This window comes from Cupriavidus agavae, assembly GCF_004217045.1.
GTDB classification, from domain to species: Bacteria; Pseudomonadota; Gammaproteobacteria; order Burkholderiales; family Burkholderiaceae; genus Cupriavidus; species Cupriavidus agavae.
The window spans coordinates 1,848,999-1,873,540 of sequence record NZ_SGXM01000001.1; the positions used below are offsets into that span (position 1 = coordinate 1,848,999).

26 protein-coding genes are annotated in these 24,542 nt (G+C 65.1%); 2 read left to right on the forward strand and 24 right to left on the reverse strand.

Going from position 1 to position 24,542, the window contains the following annotated elements:
- The first annotated feature begins 429 nt into the window (after positions 1 to 429).
- The gene (locus EV147_RS08355) at positions 430 to 807 is read left to right on the forward strand and encodes a helix-turn-helix domain-containing protein (RefSeq protein ID WP_130390625.1); all 378 of its coding nucleotides are present in this window, start codon (positions 430 to 432) and stop codon (positions 805 to 807) included.
- A 26-nt stretch (positions 808 to 833) separates the two neighbouring features.
- On the opposite strand, the gene ureG is transcribed toward EV147_RS08355, so the two are convergent.
- From ureG to urtA, 13 genes are all read right to left on the reverse strand, one after another.
- A complete protein-coding gene (gene ureG / locus EV147_RS08360) occupies positions 834 to 1,457 on the reverse strand; it encodes an urease accessory protein UreG (RefSeq protein WP_130390626.1) in 624 nt (207 codons plus the stop codon).
- A 15-nt stretch (positions 1,458 to 1,472) separates the two neighbouring features.
- A complete protein-coding gene (locus tag EV147_RS08365) occupies positions 1,473 to 2,165 on the reverse strand; it encodes an urease accessory protein UreF (RefSeq protein ID WP_130390627.1) in 693 nt (230 codons plus the stop codon).
- A gap of 149 nt (positions 2,166 to 2,314) precedes the next feature.
- Positions 2,315 to 2,896 carry an urease accessory protein UreE gene (ureE, locus tag EV147_RS08370; RefSeq protein WP_130390628.1) on the reverse strand — a complete coding sequence of 194 codons (582 nt, stop codon included), beginning with the start codon at positions 2,894 to 2,896 and terminating at the stop codon, positions 2,315 to 2,317.
- Between the two features lie 3 nt (positions 2,897 to 2,899).
- Positions 2,900 to 4,618, reverse strand: coding sequence for an urease subunit alpha (gene ureC / locus EV147_RS08375; RefSeq protein ID WP_130390629.1), 1,719 nt, complete (start codon positions 4,616 to 4,618; stop codon positions 2,900 to 2,902).
- A complete protein-coding gene (locus tag EV147_RS08380; protein WP_130390630.1) occupies positions 4,618 to 4,923 on the reverse strand; it encodes an urease subunit beta in 306 nt (101 codons plus the stop codon). The genes ureC and EV147_RS08380 overlap by 1 nt, the downstream gene beginning before the upstream one ends.
- A 31-nt stretch (positions 4,924 to 4,954) precedes the next feature.
- A complete protein-coding gene (locus tag EV147_RS08385; RefSeq protein WP_130391235.1) occupies positions 4,955 to 5,602 on the reverse strand; it encodes a HupE/UreJ family protein in 648 nt (215 codons plus the stop codon).
- A 37-nt stretch (positions 5,603 to 5,639) separates the two neighbouring features.
- Entirely contained in the window at positions 5,640 to 5,942 is a 303-nt protein-coding gene (locus EV147_RS08390; RefSeq protein ID WP_130390631.1) for an urease subunit gamma, read from the reverse strand.
- A gap of 34 nt (positions 5,943 to 5,976) precedes the next feature.
- Positions 5,977 to 6,852, reverse strand: a complete 876-nt coding sequence (locus tag EV147_RS08395) for an urease accessory protein UreD (protein WP_130390632.1) — start codon at positions 6,850 to 6,852, stop codon at positions 5,977 to 5,979.
- A 117-nt stretch (positions 6,853 to 6,969) separates the two neighbouring features.
- Positions 6,970 to 7,662, reverse strand: a complete 693-nt coding sequence (urtE, locus tag EV147_RS08400; RefSeq protein ID WP_130390633.1) for an urea ABC transporter ATP-binding subunit UrtE — start codon at positions 7,660 to 7,662, stop codon at positions 6,970 to 6,972.
- 2 nt (positions 7,663 to 7,664) lie between these two features.
- A complete protein-coding gene (gene urtD, locus EV147_RS08405; RefSeq protein WP_130390634.1) occupies positions 7,665 to 8,513 on the reverse strand; it encodes an urea ABC transporter ATP-binding protein UrtD in 849 nt (282 codons plus the stop codon).
- Positions 8,510 to 9,709, reverse strand: coding sequence for an urea ABC transporter permease subunit UrtC (gene urtC / locus EV147_RS08410; RefSeq protein WP_130390635.1), 1,200 nt, complete (start codon positions 9,707 to 9,709; stop codon positions 8,510 to 8,512). The genes urtD and urtC overlap by 4 nt, the downstream gene beginning before the upstream one ends.
- Before the next feature lies 1 nt (position 9,710).
- Positions 9,711 to 11,351: an urea ABC transporter permease subunit UrtB gene (gene urtB, locus EV147_RS08415; protein ID WP_130390636.1), complete on the reverse strand. Its 1,641-nt coding sequence runs from the start codon at positions 11,349 to 11,351 to the stop codon at positions 9,711 to 9,713.
- Between the two features lie 120 nt (positions 11,352 to 11,471).
- Positions 11,472 to 12,728 (reverse strand): urea ABC transporter substrate-binding protein, encoded by a 1,257-nt coding sequence (gene urtA / locus EV147_RS08420; protein ID WP_130390637.1) that lies wholly within the window; start codon positions 12,726 to 12,728, stop codon positions 11,472 to 11,474.
- A gap of 357 nt (positions 12,729 to 13,085) precedes the next feature.
- On the opposite strand from urtA, the gene EV147_RS08425 reads away from it, so the two are divergent.
- Positions 13,086 to 13,748, forward strand: a complete 663-nt coding sequence (locus EV147_RS08425) for a DUF1120 domain-containing protein (RefSeq protein ID WP_130390638.1) — start codon at positions 13,086 to 13,088, stop codon at positions 13,746 to 13,748.
- 110 nt (positions 13,749 to 13,858) lie between these two features.
- Here EV147_RS08425 and cyoD read toward each other — a convergent pair whose 3' ends face one another.
- From cyoD to EV147_RS08480, 11 genes are all read right to left on the reverse strand, one after another.
- Complete coding sequence (gene cyoD / locus EV147_RS08430) at positions 13,859 to 14,209, reverse strand: cytochrome o ubiquinol oxidase subunit IV (protein ID WP_130390639.1); 351 nt, start codon at positions 14,207 to 14,209, stop codon at positions 13,859 to 13,861.
- Entirely contained in the window at positions 14,210 to 14,854 is a 645-nt protein-coding gene (cyoC, locus tag EV147_RS08435) for a cytochrome o ubiquinol oxidase subunit III (protein ID WP_130390640.1), read from the reverse strand. It abuts the gene before it with no gap.
- A gap of 5 nt (positions 14,855 to 14,859) precedes the next feature.
- Complete coding sequence (gene cyoB, locus EV147_RS08440) at positions 14,860 to 16,833, reverse strand: cytochrome o ubiquinol oxidase subunit I (protein WP_130391236.1); 1,974 nt, start codon at positions 16,831 to 16,833, stop codon at positions 14,860 to 14,862.
- 8 nt (positions 16,834 to 16,841) lie between these two features.
- Entirely contained in the window at positions 16,842 to 17,810 is a 969-nt protein-coding gene (gene cyoA, locus EV147_RS08445) for a ubiquinol oxidase subunit II (RefSeq protein WP_130390641.1), read from the reverse strand.
- A 577-nt stretch (positions 17,811 to 18,387) separates the two neighbouring features.
- Positions 18,388 to 18,861, reverse strand: coding sequence for a MaoC family dehydratase (locus EV147_RS08450; RefSeq protein WP_130390642.1), 474 nt, complete (start codon positions 18,859 to 18,861; stop codon positions 18,388 to 18,390).
- Between the two features lie 33 nt (positions 18,862 to 18,894).
- The gene (locus tag EV147_RS08455) at positions 18,895 to 19,347 is read right to left on the reverse strand and encodes a MaoC family dehydratase (RefSeq protein WP_130390643.1); all 453 of its coding nucleotides are present in this window, start codon (positions 19,345 to 19,347) and stop codon (positions 18,895 to 18,897) included.
- Positions 19,348 to 19,410: 63 nt separating this feature from the next.
- A complete protein-coding gene (locus EV147_RS08460; RefSeq protein WP_130390644.1) occupies positions 19,411 to 20,529 on the reverse strand; it encodes an acyl-CoA dehydrogenase family protein in 1,119 nt (372 codons plus the stop codon).
- A gap of 13 nt (positions 20,530 to 20,542) precedes the next feature.
- Entirely contained in the window at positions 20,543 to 21,745 is a 1,203-nt protein-coding gene (locus tag EV147_RS08465; protein ID WP_130390645.1) for an acyl-CoA dehydrogenase family protein, read from the reverse strand.
- Positions 21,746 to 21,837: 92 nt separating this feature from the next.
- Entirely contained in the window at positions 21,838 to 22,305 is a 468-nt protein-coding gene (locus EV147_RS08470; protein WP_130390646.1) for a DUF1178 family protein, read from the reverse strand.
- Between the two features lie 225 nt (positions 22,306 to 22,530).
- Positions 22,531 to 23,502 carry a lipase secretion chaperone gene (locus EV147_RS08475; RefSeq protein WP_130390647.1) on the reverse strand — a complete coding sequence of 324 codons (972 nt, stop codon included), beginning with the start codon at positions 23,500 to 23,502 and terminating at the stop codon, positions 22,531 to 22,533.
- 11 nt (positions 23,503 to 23,513) lie between these two features.
- Positions 23,514 to 24,473, reverse strand: coding sequence for an esterase/lipase family protein (locus tag EV147_RS08480; protein WP_130390648.1), 960 nt, complete (start codon positions 24,471 to 24,473; stop codon positions 23,514 to 23,516).
- Between the last annotated feature and the right edge of the window lie 69 nt (positions 24,474 to 24,542).

A 24,542-nucleotide genomic window follows, 5' to 3' on the forward strand; every position in this document is an offset into this window, starting at 1 on the left:
CGCCGCCAATCGCGCGGTTTGGCGACATGTCCGAGCCGGGCCGTTGCCGGAATGACACATACGCGCGAAGTAGAGTCTGTTGTAAAAGGCGTGATTTCGCACGGCAGTGCACCGCGCGCACGGGTGTCGGAGGGCGTGAAAATCTGCATGGCATTTCTACGAAACGGAGCATGGGACGCAGCAGGTCCCGACATGCGCAATGGACGGCGCGAGGCGGTTCTCCGCCCGACGACCCACTGCGCGACAGCCCCGTTTCGGCACGGTGCGCGGCACCGTCCGGTCAGCCTCCGATGCCGCACCCATTGGCGGGCGCATCCCTTAAGATGCGGAACTGGCACCGATAGAACGACAAACTATAAGTTGTCGTTGCCTATAGGTCAAACCCTTAGGCTCGATCGATTAGCGACTTATTATCCACAAAGTAGCACTATGACAGCAGACCCACTCAAGCTGTTCGGACGCCATTTGACCTGGTTGCGCAAGCAGCGCGGCTGGTCGCAGGAGGCCCTGTCGCTGGAGAGCGGCCTGGCCAGATCGTACCTCAGCGGCATCGAGCGCGGCACGCGGAATGTTGCGCTATATAACATCTGTACCCTGGCAGACACGCTCGGCGTTGCACCAAACGATATGCTTGACTTCGGCAAGCATGTTGCGCAAGACAGCACCGAGCCGGCCCGGTCGCCGTTCGACGCCGAGCAGTCTCCGTCGGTGCAGGCCACGCTGCGCTACATGTCCGAACTCAACGACGTGGATCGTGATGTCGTGGCCGGCGTGGCCCGCGCACTGGCGCGCCGCCACCCCCGGTAGCGTAGCGGCACAGGTCCGGGCGCGCTTCAGACGCCGAGCATGCCCTGCCGCTCGATGAAGGCGATCACTTCATCGAGCCCCTGCCCTGCCTTCACGCTGCCCATCACGAACGGGCGCTCGCCGCGCATCTTGCGCGTGTCGCTCTCCATGATCCCGAGGTTCGCGCCCACGTACGGCGCCAGGTCGGTCTTGTTGACCACCAGCAGGTCGGACTTCGTGATCCCCGGCCCGCCCTTGCGCGGGATCTTCTCCCCGCCGGCCACGTCGATCACGTAGATGGTCAGGTCCGACAGTTCGGGGCTGAACGTGGCGGCCAGGTTGTCGCCGCCGGACTCGATGAAGACCACGTCTGCATCCGGAAACTTCGCCAGCATGCGATCAACCGCTTCCAGGTTGATCGACGCATCCTCACGGATCGCCGTATGCGGGCAGCCGCCCGTCTCCACCCCCATGATCCGCTCGGCCGGCAACGCGCCCGAGACCGTCAGCAGCCGCTGGTCTTCCTTGGTGTAGATGTCATTGGTGATCGCCACGAGGTCGTAGCGGTCGCGCATGGCCTTGCAGAGCATTTCCAGCAGCGTGGTCTTGCCGGAGCCGACAGGGCCGCCCACGCCAACGCGCAGCGGAGGATTCTTCTTGGTACGGGTCATGGTGGACTCGGAGGATCAGGATCGGAACAGCCGGGAGTACTGCGTCTCGTGTCGTGCGGACAGCAGGCCCAGCATCGGGGAAAACGTGGAAAGCCGCGGTGGCTCGGTGGCGGCCCGGCGAAGCGCCTCGTCGACGGTTTCGCGCACGGCGTCATGCAGCCCGAGCAGAATGCGCTGCCCGGCCACCTGGCCGAGGGGCACCGCCTTGATGGCGGCGGCCACCTGGTTCTCGGCCCAGTTGAAGGCGTAGGCCGCCAGCCCGTCGCGCTCGTCGATGCCCAGCGCCACGCAGGCGGCCGTGAATGCGGTGGGCAGGCAGAGCGGCGCCAGCCCGCCCAACGCCTCGCGCAGGGCGGCGTCGCCCCACGCCATCTGCCCGACGAGTTTGGCCAGCGACCAGCCCATCTGCTCGGTCTCGAGCCTCAGCTCCGACGTTTCGCGCGTAGCGTGGAACCACCCGTTCCACTTCGCCACGGACACGTGGTCGCCAGCCACCCAGGCACGGTGGAGCAGCAGCCAGACCGGCGCCTCGCACTGGGCCTGGACGTGGACGAGGTTGTCATGAATCCAGCGGCATGCGCTATCGGCGTCCTTCACCAGTCCGCAATCGATAGCCGCCTCCAGCCCTTGCGAGTAGCTGAAGCCACCGATCGGGAGGGCCGGGGAAGCGAGGTGAAGGAGGGAGATGAGTTGGGGCAGTGCGGTCATTGGAACTGACTCCGCTTGATGCGCCTGCCCTCTCCCCCTGCCCCTCTCCCAGAGGGAGGGGGGAGCGAACCACCGGTGTTCTCCCCTCTCCCGCCTGCGGGAGAGGGGTTGGGGGAGAGGGCTGGCGGTTGATTCATCGTGAGATCACATCAGTGCTTGTGCCCACAGTGTTCCCCATGCACATGCCCATCCCCATGATCGTGGTCATGCCCATGGTGATGCTCGTGAAACACGGCCTGCGCCGCAGCATAGTCTTCCGCGAACGTCGCGTCGTGTCCATGCTTGTGGCCGCCGCCGTACGCCCCGGCCTCCGGTTCGAATGGAGCATCGGCGCGCGTGGCCTGGACGCCCAGCCGCGCGAGCATGTCGGCCAGCACCGGATCGTATTCGAGCCGCAGGTATTCGCGCCCCACTTCCACCGGTGTGTGCCGGTTGCCGAGGTGATAGGCCGCGCGCATCAGCGCCTGCGGGTCGCGGGCGGACACTTCGAGCACCGCTTCTGCCGCAGCCTGCACCTCGATGAACGTGCCGTCCTCCGCCACCAGCAGGTCGCCTCCGCGCAGCACGGTGCCGCGCGGCAGGAACAGGGCGGCCTCGGCGCCGTTGCCGAGCACGGCGCGCAGGCGGCTTTTGCTGCGGTCGCCAAACGGCAGGACGAGTTTGGGTGCGCGGTTCACCAGCACCGGCGCAATGCCGTGTGGCGCGGGCAGGACTTTATCGATCTTGATCACGGGTCAGAACAGGAAATAGCGTTGCGCCATCGGCAGTACGGTGGCCGGTTCGCACATCAGCAACTGGCCGTCGGCCACGACCTGATAGGTCTCGGGATCGACCGTGACATGCGGCTGCCAGTCATTGTGCACCATGTCGCGCTTGCTCACGGTGCGCGTGCCGCGCACGGCGGCCAGCGTCTTGGCCAAGCCGTAGCGGCCGCCCACATCGGCCTCCAGCGCGGCCTGCGAGACGAACGTCAGCGACGACTTCGGCAGTGCGCCCCCCGCCGACGCGAACATCGGCCGATAGTGCACCGGCTGCGGTGTCGGGATCGACGCGTTGGGGTCGCCCATGGCTGCCGCCGCGATCATGCCACCCTTCAGGATCAGGCTCGGCTTCACGCCGAAGAAGGCCGGCTTCCACAGCACCAGGTCGGCCCACTTGCCAACCTCGATCGACCCCACCTCGTGCGCGATGCCGTGCGTCAGCGCCGGGTTGATCGTGTATTTGGCGATGTAGCGCTTCACGCGGAAGTTGTCGTGGCCGCCGCGCGCATCGTGCGGATCGCCGGGCAACTTGCCGCGCTGCGCGGCCATCTTGTGCGCGGTCTGCCAGGTGCGGATGATCACCTCGCCCACGCGGCCCATGGCCTGCGAGTCGCTCGAAATCATCGAAAACGCACCAAGGTCGTGCAGGATGTCTTCGGCGGCAATCGTCTCGCGGCGGATGCGCGATTCGGCAAAGGCGATGTCCTCGGCAATCGACGGGTCCAGGTGGTGGCACACCATCAGCATGTCGAGGTGCTCGTCCAGCGTGTTGACCGTGTACGGACGCGTGGGATTGGTCGACGAGGGCAGCACGTTGGACTCGCCGCACACCTTGATGATGTCCGGCGCGTGGCCGCCGCCGGCGCCCTCGGTGTGGTACGTATGGATCGTGCGGCCCTTGAACGCGGCGATGGTGGCCTCCACGAAGCCGCCCTCGTTCAGCGTATCGGTGTGGATGGCCACCTGCGTATCGGTGGCGTCGGCCACTGACAGGCACGTGTCGATGGCCTGCGGCGTCGTGCCCCAGTCCTCGTGCAGCTTCAGGCCGATCGCGCCGGCTTCCACCTGCTCGGTCAGCGGCTCCGGCTGGCTGGCGTTGCCCTTGCCGAGGAAACCGATGTTCATCGGGTAGGCGTCGGCCGCCTGCAGCATGCGCTCCATGTACCACGGGCCCGGCGTCACGGTGGTGGCGAAGGTGCCCGTGGCGGGCCCGGTGCCGCCGCCAATCATCGTCGTCACGCCACTCATGAGCGCCTCGTCGATCTGCTGCGGGCAGATGAAGTGGATGTGTGTGTCGATGCCGCCGGCCGTGACGATCATGCCCTCGCCCGCGATGACTTCCGTCCCCGGTCCCACCACGATCGTCACGCCCGGCTGGATGTCCGGGTTGCCGGCCTTGCCGATGGCGGCGATGCGCCCGTGCTTGAGGCCGATATCGGCCTTGACGATGCCCCAGTGGTCGATGATCAGCGCGTTGGTGATGACGGTATCGACGCAATCCTTCGACATGCGCTGGCTCTGCCCCATGCCGTCGCGGATCACCTTGCCGCCGCCGAACTTCACTTCCTCGCCGTAGATGGTGAAATCCTTCTCCACCTCGATCACGAGTCCGGTGTCGGCCAGCCGCAGGCGGTCACCCGTGGTGGGTCCGAACATCTCGGCATAGGCCTGCCGCGAAATCTTCACGCTCATTACAGCGCTCCCATGATCTTGCCGTTGAAGCCGTAGACGATGCGGTCACCGTCCAGCGCCACCAGTTGCACCGTGCGCGACTGGCCCGGCTCGAAGCGCACCGCCGTACCCGCCGCGATGTCGAGCCGGAAGCCGCGCGCGGACTCGCGGTCGAACGACAGCGCGGCATTGGTTTCATAAAAGTGGAAGTGCGAGCCTACCTGTACCGGGCGGTCGCCGGTGTTGGCCACGGTCACGCTGATCGTCGCGCGCCCCACATTCAGTTCGATCTCGCCGTCGAGCGGCATCAGTTCACCGGGAATCATCGCCTTGCTCCTTTGCGTGTGGCCCGTCGCGTCAGGCGACCAGCAGGCCAGCGCCGTACAGCGCCACGCCGGCACCGGCCACGCGCGCGATCCAGCCGGCATGGCGGCGCAGGAACGCGCCAGCGCCGATACCCATCACGTGCAGCGCCATCGTGCTGACGGCGAACCCGCCCACGTAGGCCAGCACCGCCGGCATTGCTGCGGCCGTGGCCGGCAGTTCGGCGCCGTGCGCATAGCCATGGAACAGCGCGAAGCCGCCGACGATGGCCATGCCGGCCATGGCCGGGAGCCGGGCGCGAACCGCTACCAGCAGGCCGATCACGAGCAGCGACGCGGCGATCATCGGCTCCACGGCGGGCAGCGCCACCCCGGCCAGGCCCAGCGCCGCACCGATCAGCATCATCGCCACGAACGCAAATGGCAGGCGCAGCAGATCGAGCCTGGACGCACCAGCATCGAACGAACCTTTCGGCGATGCCGCCAGCGCGCTCCAAACGCCCACCGCGGCCATGGCCAGCAGGTGGTCCGCCCCCGTGAACGGATGCGCCAGGCCGGCGAACAGGCTTGCGCCAACGGTGGCGCCATCGTGGCCCGGGTGAGCGAAGGCCGAGACTGCGGTCAGGGACAGCGTGGCGCCGGCGAGCAGGCGTGCGCCGAGCGCGCGATGGTTCGGGTGCATAGGGTTCATCCTCTTCTTGTTGAATGCGTGAGCGGTGTCAGACGATAGGGTGATGGACGGTCACGAGCTTGGTGCCGTCCGGGAACGTGGCTTCCACCTGGATCTCGGGAATCATCTCGGCCACGCCGTCCATGACGTCCTCGCGCGCCAGCACGGTGGTGCCTTCATGCATCAGTTCGGCCACGGTGCGGCCATCGCGGGCACCTTCCATGATCGCGGCCGTGATCAGCGCCACGGACTCGGGGTAGTTGAGCTTGAGTCCGCGCGCGCGCCGGCGTTCGGCCAGCAGCGCGGCGGTGAAGATCAGCAGCTTGTCTTTCTCGCGAGGCGTCAGTTCCATGTCGGCTTCGGTTCCATGTGTGCTTGGTTATGGTTCAGGTGGCCCAGAGCCGCAGCGGCCGGGCGGGCACGCCGTGGATGGGCATGCGCAACGTTTGCCAGCAATCGATCATCAGGTGCCGCACCGCTTCCATGTCGCGGCCCAGCACGCGCACCAGCAGCATGGGCTGCGCCTGCGCGCGTGCTGCCAGGCAGGTCACACCGGCGCGCAGCGCGGGCTGGTACGGCAGGCGTTCGGCCAGCGATTCGGCAAGGTCCTGCGTGGCACCCGGCCCCACCGCCCAGAGCGTGCCCAGGATCGGCAGGCCATCCATGCCGGCCACGGCGCCGCGCAGCGGCGAGCCGGCTTCGAAATGCGACTGTTCGATCCACAGGGGCTGGCCGGGCGCGCCGATGTGCGTATCGAGCCAGAGCGAGCCGCTGGCCCACCGCTCGCCCGACGCCAGCCGGCCCAGCACCACGGCATCCCAGCCTATGGCACTGCCGCCCGGCGCCACCACCACATCGGTGGCGATCCGCGCACGGGCATCGTCGAACACGATGTTCTCCTGCGGCAACCAGTCGAGCCGGGCGCCTTCGGCCACGTCGATACGCACGTGCTGCGCCGCGTCACGGCCAGCCGACTTGTACCACTTGGTGGCCCCCGGTGTGGCCAGTACCGCGTGCGCGCCCGCTTCCACAGCGATATCGATGTCGAGCAGGTCGCCGCCGGCCACGCCCGCAGGCGGATGCAGCACCACGCCATGGCAGATCTCGCCCTCGGGATACAGCGGCTTCTGCACGCGCAGCGGCCCCTCGTGGCGGCGCTCGACCATGGCGGTGCGGCCGGCGCGCACCGCAAAGCGCAGGCGCAGGCGGGCGTGCCAGGACGAGGGCACGGCGAGCGACGAGGGAAAGTCAGGGTGACGCATGAACAGGGGCGATGGCGTGGAGACGCGGGAGCGAAGCCGGCGAACGGTGGCGCAGATCATAGCGCGCGGGCGCCTTCGCCGAAAGGCGTCCGCACGGTGTTCGCGCAGCGCAATCCGCTACACCGCGATCAGTTCTCGCACGCCGTCCTGTTCCATGGTCGCGCCCGGCCCCCTGGCCACCACCTCGCCGCGGCTCATCACCACGTAGTGGTCCGACAGATGGCGGGCGAACTCGTAATACTGCTCCACCAGCAGCACGGTCATGCCGTACTCGTCCACCAGCAGGCGCAGCGCGCGGCCGATGTCCTGGATGATCGACGGCTGGATGCCTTCGGTGGGTTCGTCCAGGATCAGCAACTTGGGCTCGCTCATCAGCGCCCGGCCGATGGCCAGTTGCTGCTGTTGTCCACCCGACAGATCGCCGCCGCGCCGATGCCGCATCGTGCGCAGCACCGGGAACAGCTGGTAGATACGATCCGGCACGCCAGCGGGCTTGCCCCGGCTGGCCGCGCCGATCAGCAGGTTCTCCTCGACCGTAAGCCGGGGAAAGATCTCGCGGCCCTGCGGCACGTAGGCCAGTCCGGCCGAAACGCGCTCATAGGGAGCCTTCTTTTCCAGCGCCTTGCCGTCCCAGCTGACGCTCCCGCTGCGCGTCGGCACCACGCCCATCAGGCATTTCAGCAGCGTGCTCTTGCCCACGCCGTTGCGGCCCAGCAGCGTGGTCAGCTTGCCGTGCGGCACGTCGAACGAGACGTTGCGCAGGATGTGGCTGCCGCCGTAGTACTGATTCAGTGCATTGACCTGCAGCATCGTTATCTTCCCAGGTAGGATTCGATCACGCGCTCATCGCGCTTCACGGCATCGAGCGTGCCCTCCGCCAGCAGGCTGCCTTCGGCGAGCACGGTCACCTTGCCCTTCTCGCCGGCCAGCGCGGCCACGAACTCCATGTCGTGCTCGACCACCATCATCGAGCAGCTGCCGCGCAGGCTGTTCAGCAATCCGGCCAGCTGCATGGTCTCCTCGTCGGTCATGCCCGCCACGGGTTCGTCCAGCAGCAGCAGTTGCGGCTGCTGCATCAGCAGCATGCCGATCTCCAGGCGCTGCTTCTGGCCATGCGAAAGCAGGCCGGCCGGGCGGTACGCCTCGTCCTCCAGCCCGGTCAGCGCCAGCGTCTCCTCGATGCGGCGGTGGCCCTCGCCGGTCAGCCGCGCGCGCAGCGACGACCACCAGCGCTTGTCGGCCTTCATCGCCAGCTCCAGGTTCTCCCAGACCTCATGCTGTTCGAACACGGTGGGCTTCTGGAACTTGCGGCCGATGCCGGTCTGGGCGATCTTCGGCTCGGTCATGCGCATCAGGTCGATGGTCTGCCCCAGGAACACGCGGCCCGTGACGTTGGCATTGCGCGGCCCGGTCTTGCCGGTGATCACGTCCATCATCGTGGTCTTGCCCGCGCCGTTCGGGCCGATCACGCAACGCAGTTCGCCGTGGTCGATCGACAACGACAGGTTGTTCAACGCGCGGAACCCGTCGAACTGCACGGTCAGCCCTTCCACATAGAGGATAGGTCCGTGCGTGGTATCGATGACGCCGGGTTCAAGGATGCGGCCCAGCCCGGTGGCGTCGCCGCTTTCGGCCTGCTCTACTCCCAGTGCGGCATTCATGCGTTGCTCCCTTGTTGCGGGGCCGGCACCGGTTCGCCGGCAGCGGCTTCAGTCTTCCGGGCGGGCTGGCGCGTGGCGCGCAGCCGGCGTACCAGGCCCACTACCCCATCGGGCAGGTACAGCGTGACCAGGACGAACATTGCGCCCAGCAGGAACAACCAGTATTCGGCGAAATAGGCCGTGAACATGGTCTTGGCGCCGTTCACGAGGAAGGCGCCGATGATCGGGCCGATCAGCGTGCCGCGACCGCCCACCGCCACCCAGACGGCCATCTCGATCGAGTTGGCCGGCGACATTTCGCCTGGGTTGATGATGCCCACCTGCGGCACGTACAGTGCGCCAGCGATGCCGCACAGCACGGCCGAGAACGTCCAGACGAACAGCTTGTAGCCGAGCGGGCTGTAGCCGGAGAACATCACGCGCATCTCGGCATCGCGCACGGCGGTCACCACGCGGCCCAGCTTCGACGTCACGATGTAGCGGCACGCCACGAAGCCACCGATCAGCGCCAGGAAGGTCAGCACGAACAGCGCGGTGCGGGTCTCGGGCGCCGCCACGGCAAAGCCGGCGATCCGCTTGAAGTCCGTGAAGCCATTGTTGCCGCCAAACCCGGTTTCGTTGCGGAAGAACAGCAGCATCGCGGCATACGTCAGCGCCTGCGTGATGATCGACAGGTACACGCCCTTGATGCGCGAGCGGAACGCGAAGAAGCCGAACAGCCACGCCAGCACTCCCGGCACCAGCACCACCAGCAGCAGCGCGTACGGCAGATGCTCCGTGCCGTGCCAGAACCATGGCAGCTCCTTCCAGTCGAGGAACACCATGAAATCGGGCAGGTCGCTCTTGTAGACACCCTCGCGGCCGATCGAGCGCATCAGGTACATGCCCATGGCATAGCCGCCCAGCGCGAAGAACAGCCCGTGGCCGAGGCTCAGGATGCCGCAATAGCCCCACACCAGGTCCAGCGCGATGGCGGCCAGCGCGAAGCACATGATCTTGCCGATCAGCGTCAGCGCGTAGGCCGAGAGATGCAGCGGATGCCCCTCGGGCAGGACCAGTGCGCAGACGGGCACACCGATGCCGACGATGATCGTGAACGCCACGAGCAGCGTCCAGACGCGGCCCGAGAACAAAGGCTGGCGCTCGGGAACGGCGAGCCGGAACGCCTTGCCGGATTTCGATTGGAAACTGGACATGTCAGGCCTCCGCGCTGCGCCCCTTGAGGGCGAAAAGTCCCTGCGGGCGCTTCTGGATGAAAAGCACGATCAGCACGAGGACGAATATCTTGGCCAGTACCGCGCCGTAGAACGGCTCGATGAACTTGTTGATGATGCCGAGGCCGAACGCGCCGACGATGGTGCCCGCCAACTGCCCCACCCCGCCAAGCACGACCACCATGAACGAGTCGATGATGTACGCCTGTCCGAGGTCGGGCCCCACATTGCCAATCTGCGACAGCGCGCAGCCACCGAGGCCCGCGATGCCGGCGCCGAACGCGAACGCGTAGCTGTCCACTTTCCAGGTCCGCACGCCCACGCAGGCCGCCATGGTGCGGTTCTGCGTCGTGGCGCGCACGAACAGGCCCAGGCGCGTGCGGTTCAGCACGGCCCACGCCACCGCTACCACGGCCAGCGCGAACAGGATGATGACCACGCGGTTGTACGGGATCACCAGTCCGGACATGGCCTCGAAGCCGCCGCTCATCCACGAGGGGTTGGCGACCTCCACGTTCTGCGCGCCGAAGATCGTGCGCACGGCCTGTTGCAGCAGCAGGCTGATACCGAACGTGGCCAGCAGCGTTTCCAGCGGACGGCCGTACAGGTGGCGCAGTACGGTGCGTTCGAGCACGAAGCCGACCGCCCCGGCGGCCAGGAACGATGCCGGCAGCGCGGCCACCAGGTACCAGCCAAATGCCTCGGCCGGCAGGTAGGCGCGGAACAGCGTCTGCACCACATAGGTGGCATAGGCGCCCAGCATCAGGAACTCGCCGTGCGCCATGTTGATGACGCCGATCAGGCCGTAGGTGATGGCCAGGCCCAGCGCGGCCAGCAGCAGCACGCTGCCCAGGCTCAGGCCCGCGAACAGGTTGCCCACCACTTCGGCGCGGCGTTCGTTGCTGCGCAACTGGTCGAGCGCCTTCTGGGCGGCCACGCGCACGCCTTCGTCGGGCTCGCGATACTTGCCGGACTCATCTTTCTCCACCAGCGGGGCCAGCTTCTGGCGTGATTGCGGATTGCTGTCGCTGGCCAGCAGGCGGATCGCTTCCAGCCGGGCGTCGCGCGCGGCGCTCGCACCTTCGGCCAGCACCGTGCTGGCCCAGATCACGTCGAGACGCGCCCGCAGGGCGGCATCGGCCTCGGCCTTGCGGGCGGCTTCCACGGCGTCACGCGAGGCGCTCTCGGGCTGGTCGAACAGGGTGTTGATGGCTTGCGTGCGTACGGCGATGTCCGGCGACTGCAGCAGCAGGCTGCTCGCGGCGCTGTCGACGATCGAGCGCAGGCTGTTGTTCAGGGTCAGGGATTCCAGCTCGTCGGGCTTCGCCGTGACAGGCTGGCCCGTGATGGCGTCAAACGTCTTGTCGCCCTCGGTGCGCACCATGCCGACGGACGGCGCAAACTGCAGCGCGTCGTCCTGCAACGCCTTGAGGATGGGTCCGGCCTGCGCCGCCGGCGCCTGGGTGATCTTCGTGAGTGCGGCGGTCTTGGCGTCGAAGTCGTCTTCGGCGAGCGGCTTCAGGTCAGCCTGTGTGAGCGGCGTGGCGGCCCATAGCGGGGCAGCGGCCAGCAGCAGCACAGCGAACATGGCGCGCAGCCATGAACGGATGTCGGGTCGGTGCATTCAGGAGCCTGTTGGTAGCGCGATGGTTCGCGTCTTGTGTCTGTGGAATTTGCCGCGGTGTTCTCCCCTCTCCCACTTCATGGGAGAGGGGAGCGAATAGCAACGGATAGCAGCGATGCCTTAGTTGCTGACCTTGTCCGCCTTGCCTTCGTTACCCGCGATGAACGGGCTCCACGGCTGGGCGCGGATCGGCTTGGCGGTCTTCCACACCACGTTGAACTGGCCGTCGCCCTTCACCTCGCCAATCATCACGGGCTTGTAGAGGTGGTGGTTGTCGCCCATCGTCAGCGTGAAGCCGTCGGGCGCCTTGAACGTCTGGCCGTACATGGCGGCGCGCACCTTGTCCGGATCGGTCGAGCCGGCTTTCTTGACGGCCTGCGCCCACATGTGGATGCCCACGTAGGTGGCTTCCATCGGGTCATTGGTCACGCGCTTGTCACCGCCGGGCAGGTTGTTGGCCTTGACCCATGCCGCCCACTGCTTCTTGAACGCGTCGTTCTCGGCGTTCTTGACCGACATGAAGTAGTTCCAGGCGGCCAGGTGGCCCACCAGCGGCTTGGTGTCGATCCCGCGCAGTTCTTCCTCGCCCACGGAGAACGCCACCACCGGCACGTCCTTGGCCTTGAGGCCGGCGTTGCCCAGTTCCTTGTAGAACGGCACGTTGGAGTCGCCGTTGATCGTCGAGATCACGGCCGTCTTGCCGCCTTGCGAGAACTTCTTGATGTTGGCGACGATGGTCTGGTAATCGCTATGGCCGAACGGCGTGTAGACCTCCTCGATATCCTTGTCGGCCACGCCCTTGCTCTTCAGGAAGGCGCGCAGGATCTTGTTGGTGGTGCGCGGGTAGACATAGTCCGTACCCAGCAGGAAGTAACGCTTGGCACCGCCGCCTTCCTTGCTCATCAGGTATTCCACGGCCGGGATGGCCTGCTGGTTCGGCGCGGCGCCCGTGTAGAACACGTTCCTGGACATTTCCTCGCCCTCGTACTGCACCGGATAGAACAGCAGCGAGTTCAGTTCCTCGTAGACCGGCAGCACCGACTTGCGCGACACCGACGTCCAGCAGCCGAATGTCACGGCAACCTTGTCCTTGGTGATCAGCTGGCGCGCCTTCTCGGCGAACAGCGGCCAGTTCGACGCGGGGTCTACCACTACCGGCTCGAGCTTGCGGCCCAGCACGCCGCCGCTCTTGTTGATCTCGTCGATCGTCATGAGCGCCACGTCCTTGAGCGACGTCTCGGAAATGGCCATGGTGCCCGACAGCGAATGCAGGATGCCGATCTTGATCGGTTCCTTGGTCTGCGCCATCAGCGGGCTGGTACCGATCATCGCGGCGGCGGCTACGGCCGTCAGCGTCAGCATGTCACGTCGTTTCATTGCAGCTCCCAGTTCGTCCGGTTCGTGTGGTTTGTGTTTTGGCAGGGACTACGCACCCCGGGTGATGCTTCTGCAACTAGCGTGCCAATGGACCGGAAGCCGGCACGTGACGTCAGGCAAGCGAGGAAGCGCCGCAGGCGACGGAACGGACCTCGCGTCCGGCAATGCGGCACCAGAACAGTGCTCATCGGGCAGCCGCGTCGATGCACCGCGACTGTGCAACACCAGAGTTGGTGCATCCCGCCCCACTTCTGGCGTTTTAAGGAAACGGCCATTATTAGGTTTCGCATGACCGACCAGAATTGACTGCGTAAGCCCTCGCACAGAGGTACGGGGTTTCTGACTAGGAGAATTGCGATGAACACCGCACAACGAATGCTGGCCGGCGTGGTGCTCGGTTTGTGTGCAATGGGGGCGCAGGCTGCAGAGAATGCCGACCTGAGCGTGGGCGGCTTGATCCGTCCTGCCGCATGCAACGTCAGCCTGTCGAACAATGGGGTAGTCGATCAGGGCATCGTCAAAGCCCTCGATCTGAAGAATTCGGAGTTCACCCGGCTGGACGACGCCACGCTAACCATGAACATCGACTGTGAAGCCAGCATGGCGGTCGCGGTAGGCCTCACTGACGCCCGGTCCGGATCCAGCGTGAGCGGCATCCCGCATTTCATTACCTCGGCGTACTACGACGGCAATGGCTTCGGCCTGGGAAAGAGCGGAAACAACAAGCTGGGTTCGTACGTCATCGTGCCGAAGCATACCGCCACGGCGGACGGCAAGACCGTCACAACTATCTGGAAGGGGGCATCGACGGGGTGGAAAGCGTATTCGAGCAACGACGCGATGGGACCAGCCTGGATGCATAGCTGGAGCGGCACCAGCGGTACCTCGCCGGTGAATCACCAGAATATCTCCCAGGAACTGGTCATCAAGACAGCGCTGAACAAGAAAGCAGATCTGCCGAATATCGATAGCGACCTCCCGATCGACGGTCTCGCCACGTTTACCCTGCGGTACCTCTGAAGCTGCCGACCCCGGATCGGCGCTGCCGCAGGGCTCGCGCTGCCGGCGGCGGCAGGCAAAAAAAAACGGGACCCGCTGGGGTCCCGTTTTTCATGCAGAGGCGAGGATGCTTACTTGCTCATCCACGGCATCATGTTGGCGTTCATGTTGTGCATGATCCAGAGCGAACCGGCCAGCACGATGAACAGGATCAGGACCGTGAACAGCAGGGCCATCACGTTCCACTTCTGTCCATCCGAACCGTCCAGGTGCAGGAAGTACTTCAGATGCACGATGATCTGCACCACGGCCAGGCCCAGGACGATCCAGAGCATGGTGGCGCGGTCCATCGAGCCATCCATCACGATCTTGAACGGGATGGCCGTCAGGATGACCGCCAGCACGAAGCCGATGACATACGACTTGACGCTGCTGTGGCCATGCGAGGCGCCATGGGCGCCCGTAGCGTGTTGCTGTGCCATTTACATTGCTCCCATCAGGTAGACGACGGTGAACACACCGATCCAGACCACGTCCAGGAAGTGCCAGAACAGGCTCAGGCAGTTCAGGCGCTTGGTCACGACCGGGGTCAGGCCCTTCTTCGACAGTTGGTACATCAGCACCAGCATCCACAGCATGCCGCTTGCGACGTGCAGGCCGTGGGTGCCCACCAGCGTGAAGAACGACGACAGGAATGCGCTGCGGCTCGGGCCGGCGCCTTCATGGATCAGATGCTGGAACTCGTAGATTTCCATGCACATGAATGCCGCGCCGAGCAGGAACGTCACGGCCAGCCAGAACATCACGCGGCCGCGCTGCTGGTTTTGCATCGACACCATGGCAAAGCCATAGGTGATCGACGACACCAGCAGGATGCCGGTTTCCACCAGCACGAAGTTCAGATCGAACAGCTCCTTGCCCGACGGGCCGCCTGCCACTTCGCCGCGCAGGACGGCGTAGGCGGCGAACAGGCACGCGAACAGGATGCAGTCGCTCATCAGGTACAGCCAGAAACCGAAGACGGTGTTCTCGCTGGTGTCGTGATGCGCGTGGTCGTGCGACTCGTCGTGCGAGTGCGCATGCGCGGGGGCTTGCGCCCCGAAGCGGTCAAGTACTTCTGTCGACATGGTTATCAGCCCTGGGCAGCAACGCGCTGCTGGTAGCGGGTTTCGATCTGCTCGACCTCGGTGGCCGGCACGTAGTAGTCGATGTGGTCATCGTTGGCGCGGCGGATGAACGCCACCACCATGCCGACCAGGCCCACGGCGGCAAGCCACCAGATGTGCCACGTCAGCGCAAAGCCCAGCGCCAGGCTCCAGGCACCCATGTAGAAGCCGGCAGCGGTGTTCTTCGGCATGTGGATCTGCTCGAAGCCGTCCGTGCGGATCTTCTCGCCACGGGCCTTCATGTCGGCGAACGCGTCCAGGTCACGCACCACCGGGGTGTGCGCGAAGTTGTAGAACGCGGGCGGCGACGACGTTGCCCATTCCAGCGTACGGCCACCCCACGGGTCGCCAGTCACGTCGGCCAGCTTCTTGCGGTCGCGGATCGACACGATGATCTGCAGCACCTGGAAGCCGATGCCCATGGCCACGAACACCACGCCCACCACGGCCAGATGCAGCCACGGCGTCCATTCCGGGTTGTCGGTGTGGTTCAGGCGACGGGTCATGCCCATCAGGCCCAGCACGTACAGCGGCATGAAGGCGAAGTAGAAGCCCACCAGCCAGCACCAGAAAGCGCACTTGCCCAGGCGCTCGTTCAGCTTGAAGCCGAACGCCTTCGGCCACCAGTAGGTGACGCCGGCCAGGTAGCCGAACAGCACGCCGCCGATGATCACGTTATGGAAGTGGGCAATCAGGAACAGCGAGTTGTGCAGCACGAAGTCAGCAGCCGGCACGGCCATCAGCACGCCGGTCATGCCGCCGATCACGAACGTGACCATGAAGCCCAGCGTCCACAGCACCGGCGACGTGAACTCCACGCGGCCACGGTACATCGTGAACAGCCAGTTGAAGATCTTCACGCCCGTCGGGATCGAGATGATCATCGTGGTGATGCCGAAGAACGCATTCACGTTGGCGCCGGAGCCCATCGTGAAGAAGTGGTGCAGCCAGACGATGAACGACAGCACCATGATCGCGCTGGTGGCATAAACCATGCCCTTGTAGCCGAACAGCTTCTTGCGCGAGAACGTGGCGATGATTTCCGAGAAGATACCGAAGGCCGGCAGCACCAGGATGTAGACCTCGGGGTGACCCCAGATCCAGATCAGGTTCACGTACATCATGGCGTTACCGCCGCCATCGTTCGTGAAGAAGTGCATGTCGAAGTAACGGTCCAGGCCCAGCAGTGCCAGCGACACCGTCAGCACCGGGAAGGCGGCCACGATCAGCACGTTCGTGCACAGCACGGTCCACGTGAACACCGGCATGCGCATCAGCGTCATGCCCGGGGCGCGCATCTTCAGGATCGTCACCAGGAAGTTCACGCCGGTCAGCAGCGTGCCCAACCCTGATATCTGCAGGGCCCAGAGGTAGTAGTCCACCCCCACGCCCGGGCTGTAGTCGATGCCCGACAGCGGCGGGTAGGCCAGCCAGCCGGTCTTGGCGAATTCGCCAACGCCCAGCGACACGTTCACCAGCATCGCGCCAGCCACGAACAGCCAGAAGCTCAGCGTGTTCAGGAACGGGAACGCCACGTCGCGCGCACCGATCTGCAGCGGCACCACCAGGTTCATCAGGCCCGTCATCAGCGGCATGGCCACGAAGAAGATCATGATGACGCCGTGCGCCGTGAACACCTGGTCATAGTGCTCGGGCGGCAGGAAGCCGGTGTTGCCGTTGGTGGCAACCGCCAGCTGGGTACGCATCATGACCGCGTCGGCAAAGCCGCGCAGCAGCATGATCAGCGCCACCAGCGAATACATGATGCCGATGCGCTTGTGGTCGACCGAGGTAATCCACTCGGTCCACAGGTAACCCCACTTCTTGAAATACGAGATCGCACCGAGCAGCGCCAGCCCACCGAGGGCGACGCAGGTCAGTGTGACCATGATGATCGGCTCATGAAACGGAATCGCCGACAAACTCAATTTGCCAAACATCATTGCTCCTAGATTTGCGCGCCCACGGCCGGGGTGGCCGGCGTGGTGAGGGACACACGCTCTTCGCCGAGCGTGTTACGCGACGTGCAGACCGGACCGCCATCGAAACCTTCGCGGGCGACTGCCTGGCCGTCGTGGCCCATGTACTGGTGCAGGATGCCGGTGAACAGTCCGTCTTCGACACGGCCGAAGTACGTCACCGGTTCTGCTTCGCTCGGCTTGGCCAGGACCTTGTAGTCTGCCGAAGCGAGCTGCTTGCTGGACGCGCGCACCTGTTCCACCCACTTGTCGAACTCGAAGTTCGACATGGCGAGCGCCTTGAACTTCATGCCCGAGAAGCCGCCGCCGCTGTAGTTGGCGGACATGCCGTCGTACGAGCCGGCTTCATTGGCAATGAGGTGCAGCTTGGTTTCCATCCCGGCCATGGCATACACCTGGCTGCCCAGTTGCGGGATGAAGAACGAATTCATGATCGAATCCGACGTGATCTTGAAGTTGACCGGGGTGTTGACCGGCAGCGCCAGCTGGTTCACCGTCGCGATCTTCAGTTCCGGATAGATGAACAGCCACTTCCAGTTCATCGCCACGGCTTCCACCTGGATCGGCTTGACGTTCGATTCCAGCGGCTTGTACGGATCCAGGTCGTGCGAAGACTTCCACGTGATGATGCCCAGCGCGATGATGATCAGGCAGGGAATCAGCCACACCACCACTTCGATCCTCGTGGAGTGCGACCAGTCGGGGTCATAGGTGGCCTTGGTGTTGCTGGCGCGGTATTTCCACGCGAACACGAAGATCAGCACGATGACCGGCACGACGACCAGCAGCATGAGCCAGGTGGCGATCAGGATGATGCCCTTGATGTCCACGCCGACTTGCCCCTTGGGGTTCATCAGGGCGTAGTCGCAGCCGGCCAGCAGGAGCAGGCCAAGGCAAGGCAGGAACCGCATCAGGCGCGGCAATGTTGGTGTCTTCATGTCACGACGGTCTGGTTGCGCCACGCCTGTGCACAAGCGTGGCACCGCCACCTGCTGCACGGGGCAACGGGCTGGCTGGGCTGGGGAAAACCGGGGACGTGTCCAAAGCTGGCGATGCGGATGGGGCGATGGACCATGCGGCCGGGCAACGCCATGAACGCGGCTTGGACAGCAACTGACGACTGCGTGCGCGAAACGCCGGGGGCGGAAGCGTGCGCTGAGGTAACCGACTGCCTGAACTGCGATCGTTCCCGGTTCGGAGCAGCCACCGGGAGAAGCGTTGTGTAACGATGCCCACGCGATTACCGCTTGCTATAGACCGCTACGCCAGCGCAGCGAAAACGGTCTCCGAGCGGATATCGCATTACATAAAACATCGTTGGCCGCGAATGTACCGCAACGCAACATTGCGGGTAAACCCAAACACATCGGAAACACTGTTCTTTTTATCGGACAATGTTCACAGATGTAGCGCAGACGAAACAGTCACACTGTGATCCGATGCGGAGTGCGAAATTTTCTGGACAAAAGAAACGGGCCGCGTTCTAGCGGCCCGTTTCGATCCGATGCTGGACGCTCAGGAATAGCGCCGGCTGATCGATTCTGCCACGCAGACCGGACGGTCACTGCCCTCGCGCTCGATCGTGACCTCCCACGTCGACTGCGCGCCGGTCAGGCCGTTCGGCGTCGGGTCGAGCCGCTCGACCTTCAGCAGCTTCACACGGCCGCGCAGACGGCTGCCCACCGGCACCGGCGCGGTGAAGCGCACGCGGTTCAGCCCGTAGTTGACGCCCATCTTGACGCCTTCCATGTGGATCGCGCTGGCCATCAGCTGCGGCAGCAGCGACAGCGTCAGGAACCCGTGGGCCACCGGGGCGCCGAACGGCGACTCCCGCCGGGCGCGCTCGACGTCGACGTGGATCCACTGGTGGTCACCCGTGGCCTCGGCGAACAGGTTGACCTGCTGCTGGGTGATCTCGAACCACTCGCTGACGGCCACTTCCTGGCCCTGAAGGGTTTCCAGCTCTTCGAGCGATGCGATGGTGCGCATGTTCTCTATCTCCTTGTTGTTGGGGGCAGGACGCTACGCCGGGCGGCGCTTGTACATGCCCATGCCCTTGACCGTGCAGACCACCTCGCCCTTCTGATTGGTGCCCACCCACTGGGTCAGCACCACGCCACGGTCGGGCTTCGAGTTCGAGGGCCGCGTCTCCAGGATCCGCAGCACGGCGGTCAGGGTGTCGCCGGCATAGACCGGCTTGATCCAGCGGACTTCATCCACGCCCGGCGAACCCATGCTGGTCGACCGGTCGCCCATCGACTGTACCAGCAGGCGCATGATGATGCCGCACGTCATCCAGCCGCTCGAGATCAGCCCGCCGTAGATGCTCTGCTCGGCGGCGGCCTTGTCGACATGGAACGGCTGCGGGTCGTACTGCCTGGCGAAAGCGACGATCTCTTCCTCGGTGACGTGGTAGCTGCCGAGCGGGATCTCGCTGCCAACGACGTAGTCTTCGAAATACATCTTGTCGGACATGGGGGCTCCAAAGCAAAAAACCGCGCTCGGGGTCTCCGGCGCGGTTCAAGTCAAGGCTGTCGATCAGGCGGCTTCCTGGAAGCCCGGCTGGCTGGCGAATCGGCCCAGGTGATGGTCCACATCGCCAAAGGTCGTGTTGATGAACGTCAGCCGCTTGAACATGTGCGCGGCCGGCATTTCGTCGGTCACGCCCATGCCGCCGTGGATCTGCACCGCCTCCTGGCCTACCGAGCGGGCCGCCTGGCCCACGCGCGCCTTGGCGGCAGACACGTAGCGGCGGCGTTCCTCGGGGCTGGCCTCGTCGAAACGGGCCGCGGCCAGCAGCGTGATCGAGCGCGACTGCTCGGCATGGATGAACATCTCCACCATGCGGTGCTGCAGCGCCTGGAAGCGCGCGATCGGCACGCCGAACTGCTGGCGCGTCTTGGCGTAGTCGAGCGTCGTGGCGTTCAGCGTGTCGAGGATGCCGACTGCTTCCGAGCACAGCAGCACTGCTGCATAGTCGGCCGTGGCTTCGAGTACGTCCCAGCCCTTGCCTTCCGTACCCAGCAGCGTGGCCGGCGCGTCCTGGAACGTCACGTCAGCGGCATGCAGGTTGTCGAGCGTGCGATAGTCCTGCACGGTCACGCCGGCGCCGTTCGTGTCGACGAGGTACAGCGAGATGCCGTCCTGGTCGCGCTGGCCGCCGCTGGTGCGGGCCGACACCACGAGCTTGTCGGCTTGGGCGCCGTGCACCACGACCGTCTTCTTGCCGTTGAGCTTGCCGCCCTGGGCCGTCACGCGGACGTTGTTCAGTTCATAGCGCGACTGCTGCTCGCCGAACGCCGTTGCCAGCTTCACCTCGCCGCCGGCCACCTGCTCCAGCACGGCTTCCTGGCCGCCGGCCAGCTTGAGTGCCTGGGCGCCCACCACCGTCGCCAGGTATGGCTCCACCACCAGGCCGCGGCCCAGTTCCTGCTGCACCACCATCATGTCGACGGCCGTGCCCGAGAAGCCGCCCTGCGCTTCCGGCACCGGCAGCGCGGTCAGGCCGAGTTCGACCAGTGCGCCCCAGGCGTTTGCGCCGTAGCCCTGCTCGGACTTCATGTTTTTCTTGCGCGATTCGAAATCGTAGCTCTTTTCCACGAAGCGGCGGATCGCGTCAGCCAGTTGCTTCTGTTCGTCGCTGAGATTGAAGTTCATGTCGCGTGTCTCCTCACAGCCCCAGGATCATCTGGCTGATGATGTTCTTCTGAATTTCGTTGGAACCACCGTAGATCGAGGTCTTGCGGTAGTTGAAGTAGTACGCGGCCAGCGGCGCGGCATCGTCGTAGCCGGTGACCGTATGCGCCTGCTCGCACTCCAGGTAGGCCGGATCGAACGGCATGGCGTACGGGCCGGCGGCCTCCACCATCAGTTCGGTCAGCATCTGCTGGATCTCGGTGCCCTTGATCTTGAGCATCGAGGCCTCGGGGCCGGGGCCCTTGCCGGCCGCTTCGCTCGACACCACGCGCAGCACGGTGATCTCCAGCGCCATCAGTTCGATCTCCAGCGCGGCCACCTTGCCGGCGAACACCGGATCTTCGAGCAGCGGCTTGCCGTTCTTCTCCTGCTGGCGCGCCACGCGCTTCAGGAAGCCCAGTTCGCGCTTGGATGCGCCCACGCGGGCAATGCCGGTGCGCTCGTGGCCGAGCAGGTACTTGGCGTACGTCCAGCCGCGGTTTTCCTCGCCGACGCGGTTCTCCACCGGAACCTTGACGTTGTCGAAGAACACTTCATTCACTTCGTGGTCTTCGTCGAGCATGATGATCGGACGCACCGTGATGCCCGGCGTCTTCATGTCGATCAGCAGGAACGAGATGCCTTCCTGCTTCTTGGCCTCGGGGTCGGTGCGCACCAGGCAGAAGATCATGTCGGCGTGCTGGCCGAGCGTGGTCCAGGTCTTCTGGCCATTGACGATGTAGTGCTTGCCATCGGCGGTCAGTTCGGCACGGGTCTTCACCGAAGCCAGATCCGAGCCCGAGCCCGGCTCCGAGTAACCCTGGCACCACCAGTCGGTGCAGTCCAGAATGCGCGGCAGATAGTACGACTTCTGCTCGGCATTGCCGTACTTCATGATCACGGGCGCAACCATCGCCACGCCAAACGGCAGCACGCCGGGCGCGCCGACGCGGGCATTTTCCTCATCCCAGATATGGCGCTGCGTGGCGTTCCAGCCCGTACCGCCAAAATCCACCGGCCAGTGCGGCGCGGACCAGCCCTTCTTGGCCAGCGTCTTGTGCCAGAGCACCAGATCGTCGCGGCTGGGGCGGCGGTGGTTGAGAACCTTTTCGCGGATTTCCGCCGGCAGGTTGGCCTCGAGCCAGCTGCGCACTTCCTGACGGAAGGCGTTGTCGGCCTCCGAGTAGTTGAGATCCATGCCCGTCTCCATTGGTGGTGCCGGCGGGCGCCGGCCGTTTGTTATACCCGGCGCATCGCTGCGCTGGATAGAACCGGGCACAGGATGCTTGTTCAGTGGGCCGTCTGCTTCAATGCATCCGGCACGATGAGCGGAAAGGTGTCGATGCCCTCGTCGGCCAGCGCCTGCACATCCTCGGGAGTGGCCGAGCCGCGGATACCGCGCTCCGGTGCCTCCTCGTAGTGCATGCGCCGTGCCTCTTCCACGAAACGCTCGCCCACGTCCTCGGTCTGCGCCATGACCTGCCGCACGGCCTTCAGGTAGGTGGCCTGCAACGCCTGCATCATCTGCTGCGCGTCGGCCTGCCCTTCCCCGCCTTTGCGGCCCTGGTCCGGCGCCGGCTTCGCGGTCGCACCCGACAGGTTCAGGCGCGGCGCGCTCGGCAGGCGGCTGACCGCATGGTCGCCACAGACCGGGCATTGAACGAGATCGCGTGAAATCTGCGACTGCGCATCTTCCGCCGAGGCGAACCAGCCCTCGAAACGATGGTCTTGCGCACAGCGCAGGTCGAGCACCTTCATGATCTTTCCAGCCCGTCGGGCAATGTTAGCCGTGAATCGAAATTTTGTGAACGGTCGTGCTAATTTTTTTCGTGACCGTTTGCGGCGGGCGGATGCGTGGACGACACAATATCGACGCGAACGCTGCCGGAAGCCGCTGAACCGAGGGAAAACCCGGCCCGTTGGCGGACACAAGCTTACAGGATTCGGGCCGTTGAGGTCATCGGCCCTGCGCACGGATGCAGGCTACTGCGGGCGGGGCGCCTGCGCCGTTGCCGGGGAGTCGCGATCAAGCATGGCCGCGCGCGCGGCCTCCGCTGCATTGGCAAAGTGCTGCCTGCGAACGGCTTCGAGTTGCCGAGCGGCCTCGTCCGGATCCAGTCCGCCGTGGTTGGTGACATGTGCGGCAGCGGCCCGATAGTTCTCATATCTGGCGGCCCAGAACGCGTCGTCCTGGCGCTGGGCGTCGAAGCGGCGCACTGCATCCTCGCCCACATTGGCGCGCAGGAACTCGCGCATCTGGTCAGCGCTTGCGCCTTGTGCACGCAGAGACTGAAGCTGCTGGGTCAGCGCCTGGGCCCGCGGTACCGGAGCTGGCTCCACTTGCTGGCCTTCGCCGGACCGGAGACTGGCAAGCACTCGTTGCTCGCGGTCTTCCTCTGCCCCGTACCAGTCCCTTGCGACCTCCGGACCCAGATACTGGCGCCGCATGTCGGACCTCGCCCTGAGGAACTCGGCGATGCGAGGCAAATCGGCCGTGCTCACTGCGCCGGCCTGGCGCGCAAAGCCATAGGTCGGCAACAGCGCGTCGTGCGCGTCCATATAGGCGATGAACCGCTGCGCGAGGTCCATCGCCTGGGCAAAGGCAAGTGGTGCGGGCTTTGCCAGAACGTTCCTGATGTGCCCCTCCAGCCGCGCAATCTGGTGCTGTCGGTTGGCTTTGGGGGCGCTCGCCAGGAAGTACTCGAACAGGTGCCGCGTTTGCAGCGTGATCCGCAACCGTCCGTTGGCGTCAGTCAGGAGTCCGTCGGGCGCAGCGGTATCCGCGCCGGCCCTGGTGGGGTGCGGATCGGGCTCGCCTCCGGCCGCCTCTATCCGTGCTGGTACACCAACGCCGGGGCGGGCTGATTCTGCCGCATCCCCGGAAGGTGGTTCACCTACACCAAACACGAAGAGCAAGACAGCAGCGAAGCCGATTCCAGCCGCCGCCCACTTCATGCCTCGGCTTCTCACAACCCTTCCAGTTTCAAGCGATTGGCATGCTGCCGGATCACTGCCACGGGATCGGCCGACCACAACCCACGCAAGCCAAGAATCTGGTTCACCTCGTCGAAGTGGTTCCAGTCGTAGATGCCGAGCTCCTTGCCGAACCGCGCGCTGCAGACAGAGACGAAGCCGTCGTGGCTGCCGCCGTTGCGGGACTCGATGAGCGCTCCGACCGGAATGAATACGAGATCCGACGGATCCAGTACGTTAGTGCCTGCCGCATCCCCCATCCACGAGTAGAGAAGCTGACGCTGCCCGTTGCGGACATCGACTTCGCCGGTCGGGCCGGTACAACTGGCCGGCAGGCCGGCGCTGGGATATGCGGTGTTGTACTCCGCCGAACCCGCGGTGGACAGCTGCTGTTGCGCTGCCAGTGCATCGGGCGGGAGTGGCTGGCCAGATGTCAGGTCGATGGCGTAACCGATCAGGTTGAACACGATGGTAAGCAGCGCCAGCACGGCCGGCGGTTGCTCGCCGGCCAGGTCGAACAGTTCCATGCCCTTGTGAGGCGTGCCGATCGTGGTCACCGAAACTACGTTGTTCGGCAGCACGGAAGCGGCATAGCGGGAACTCAAGCCACCCATGCTGTGCCCGATCAGGTTGAACTGCGTGGGACCATTCACCACCATGAAGTCCTGCATCCACTGGACCAGTTGGCCGCCACGCCGGTCAGGGCCCTCGCCGTTGACGGAGCCCACCTGCACGACATAGACCTCCGCGCCATTCTGGGCGAGGTCTTCGGGGATCCCGTAGAAGTAGTTCACCAGCCCGAGATACTGTGACGTGCCGAGACCCCCGTGGACGAGAATGATCGGGTGCTGGGTGCGTGCATACGTCGACTGCGCCGATGCTGACAAGGGCGCCAGGAAGATCGATACCGCGAAGCCGAGCGAGAAGAGTCCGGTGAGTGTCGTGCGTAACATGGGGGTCTCCTGTGAGCCGGAGCACCTCGTATGGCGCCCCTGCCGTCAGACCGCAGCCCGACGCCTACC

Bases quoted from the DNA above. Each gene is read 5' to 3' on its own strand.
- EV147_RS08355 (WP_130390625.1), top strand. From the start codon at position 430: ATGACAGCAGACCCACTCAAGCTGTTCGGACGCCATTTGACCTGGTTG.
- ureG (WP_130390626.1), bottom strand. From the start codon at position 1,457: ATGACCCGTACCAAGAAGAATCCTCCGCTGCGCGTTGGCGTGGGCGGC.
- EV147_RS08365 (WP_130390627.1), bottom strand. From the start codon at position 2,165: ATGACCGCACTGCCCCAACTCATCTCCCTCCTTCACCTCGCTTCCCCG.
- ureC (WP_130390629.1), bottom strand. From the start codon at position 4,618: ATGAGCGTGAAGATTTCGCGGCAGGCCTATGCCGAGATGTTCGGACCC.
- EV147_RS08380 (WP_130390630.1), bottom strand. From the start codon at position 4,923: ATGATTCCCGGTGAACTGATGCCGCTCGACGGCGAGATCGAACTGAAT.
- EV147_RS08385 (WP_130391235.1), bottom strand. From the start codon at position 5,602: ATGCACCCGAACCATCGCGCGCTCGGCGCACGCCTGCTCGCCGGCGCC.
- EV147_RS08390 (WP_130390631.1), bottom strand. From the start codon at position 5,942: ATGGAACTGACGCCTCGCGAGAAAGACAAGCTGCTGATCTTCACCGCC.
- EV147_RS08395 (WP_130390632.1), bottom strand. From the start codon at position 6,852: ATGCGTCACCCTGACTTTCCCTCGTCGCTCGCCGTGCCCTCGTCCTGG.
- urtE (WP_130390633.1), bottom strand. From the start codon at position 7,662: ATGCTGCAGGTCAATGCACTGAATCAGTACTACGGCGGCAGCCACATC.
- urtD (WP_130390634.1), bottom strand. From the start codon at position 8,513: ATGAATGCCGCACTGGGAGTAGAGCAGGCCGAAAGCGGCGACGCCACC.
- urtC (WP_130390635.1), bottom strand. From the start codon at position 9,709: ATGTCCAGTTTCCAATCGAAATCCGGCAAGGCGTTCCGGCTCGCCGTT.
- urtB (WP_130390636.1), bottom strand. From the start codon at position 11,351: ATGCACCGACCCGACATCCGTTCATGGCTGCGCGCCATGTTCGCTGTG.
- urtA (WP_130390637.1), bottom strand. From the start codon at position 12,728: ATGAAACGACGTGACATGCTGACGCTGACGGCCGTAGCCGCCGCCGCG.
- EV147_RS08425 (WP_130390638.1), top strand. From the start codon at position 13,086: ATGAACACCGCACAACGAATGCTGGCCGGCGTGGTGCTCGGTTTGTGT.
- cyoD (WP_130390639.1), bottom strand. From the start codon at position 14,209: ATGGCACAGCAACACGCTACGGGCGCCCATGGCGCCTCGCATGGCCAC.
- cyoC (WP_130390640.1), bottom strand. From the start codon at position 14,854: ATGTCGACAGAAGTACTTGACCGCTTCGGGGCGCAAGCCCCCGCGCAT.
- cyoB (WP_130391236.1), bottom strand. From the start codon at position 16,833: ATGTTTGGCAAATTGAGTTTGTCGGCGATTCCGTTTCATGAGCCGATC.
- cyoA (WP_130390641.1), bottom strand. From the start codon at position 17,810: ATGAAGACACCAACATTGCCGCGCCTGATGCGGTTCCTGCCTTGCCTT.
- EV147_RS08450 (WP_130390642.1), bottom strand. From the start codon at position 18,861: ATGCGCACCATCGCATCGCTCGAAGAGCTGGAAACCCTTCAGGGCCAG.
- EV147_RS08455 (WP_130390643.1), bottom strand. From the start codon at position 19,347: ATGTCCGACAAGATGTATTTCGAAGACTACGTCGTTGGCAGCGAGATC.
- EV147_RS08460 (WP_130390644.1), bottom strand. From the start codon at position 20,529: ATGAACTTCAATCTCAGCGACGAACAGAAGCAACTGGCTGACGCGATC.
- EV147_RS08465 (WP_130390645.1), bottom strand. From the start codon at position 21,745: ATGGATCTCAACTACTCGGAGGCCGACAACGCCTTCCGTCAGGAAGTG.
- EV147_RS08470 (WP_130390646.1), bottom strand. From the start codon at position 22,305: ATGAAGGTGCTCGACCTGCGCTGTGCGCAAGACCATCGTTTCGAGGGC.
- EV147_RS08475 (WP_130390647.1), bottom strand. From the start codon at position 23,502: ATGAAGTGGGCGGCGGCTGGAATCGGCTTCGCTGCTGTCTTGCTCTTC.
- EV147_RS08480 (WP_130390648.1), bottom strand. From the start codon at position 24,473: ATGTTACGCACGACACTCACCGGACTCTTCTCGCTCGGCTTCGCGGTA.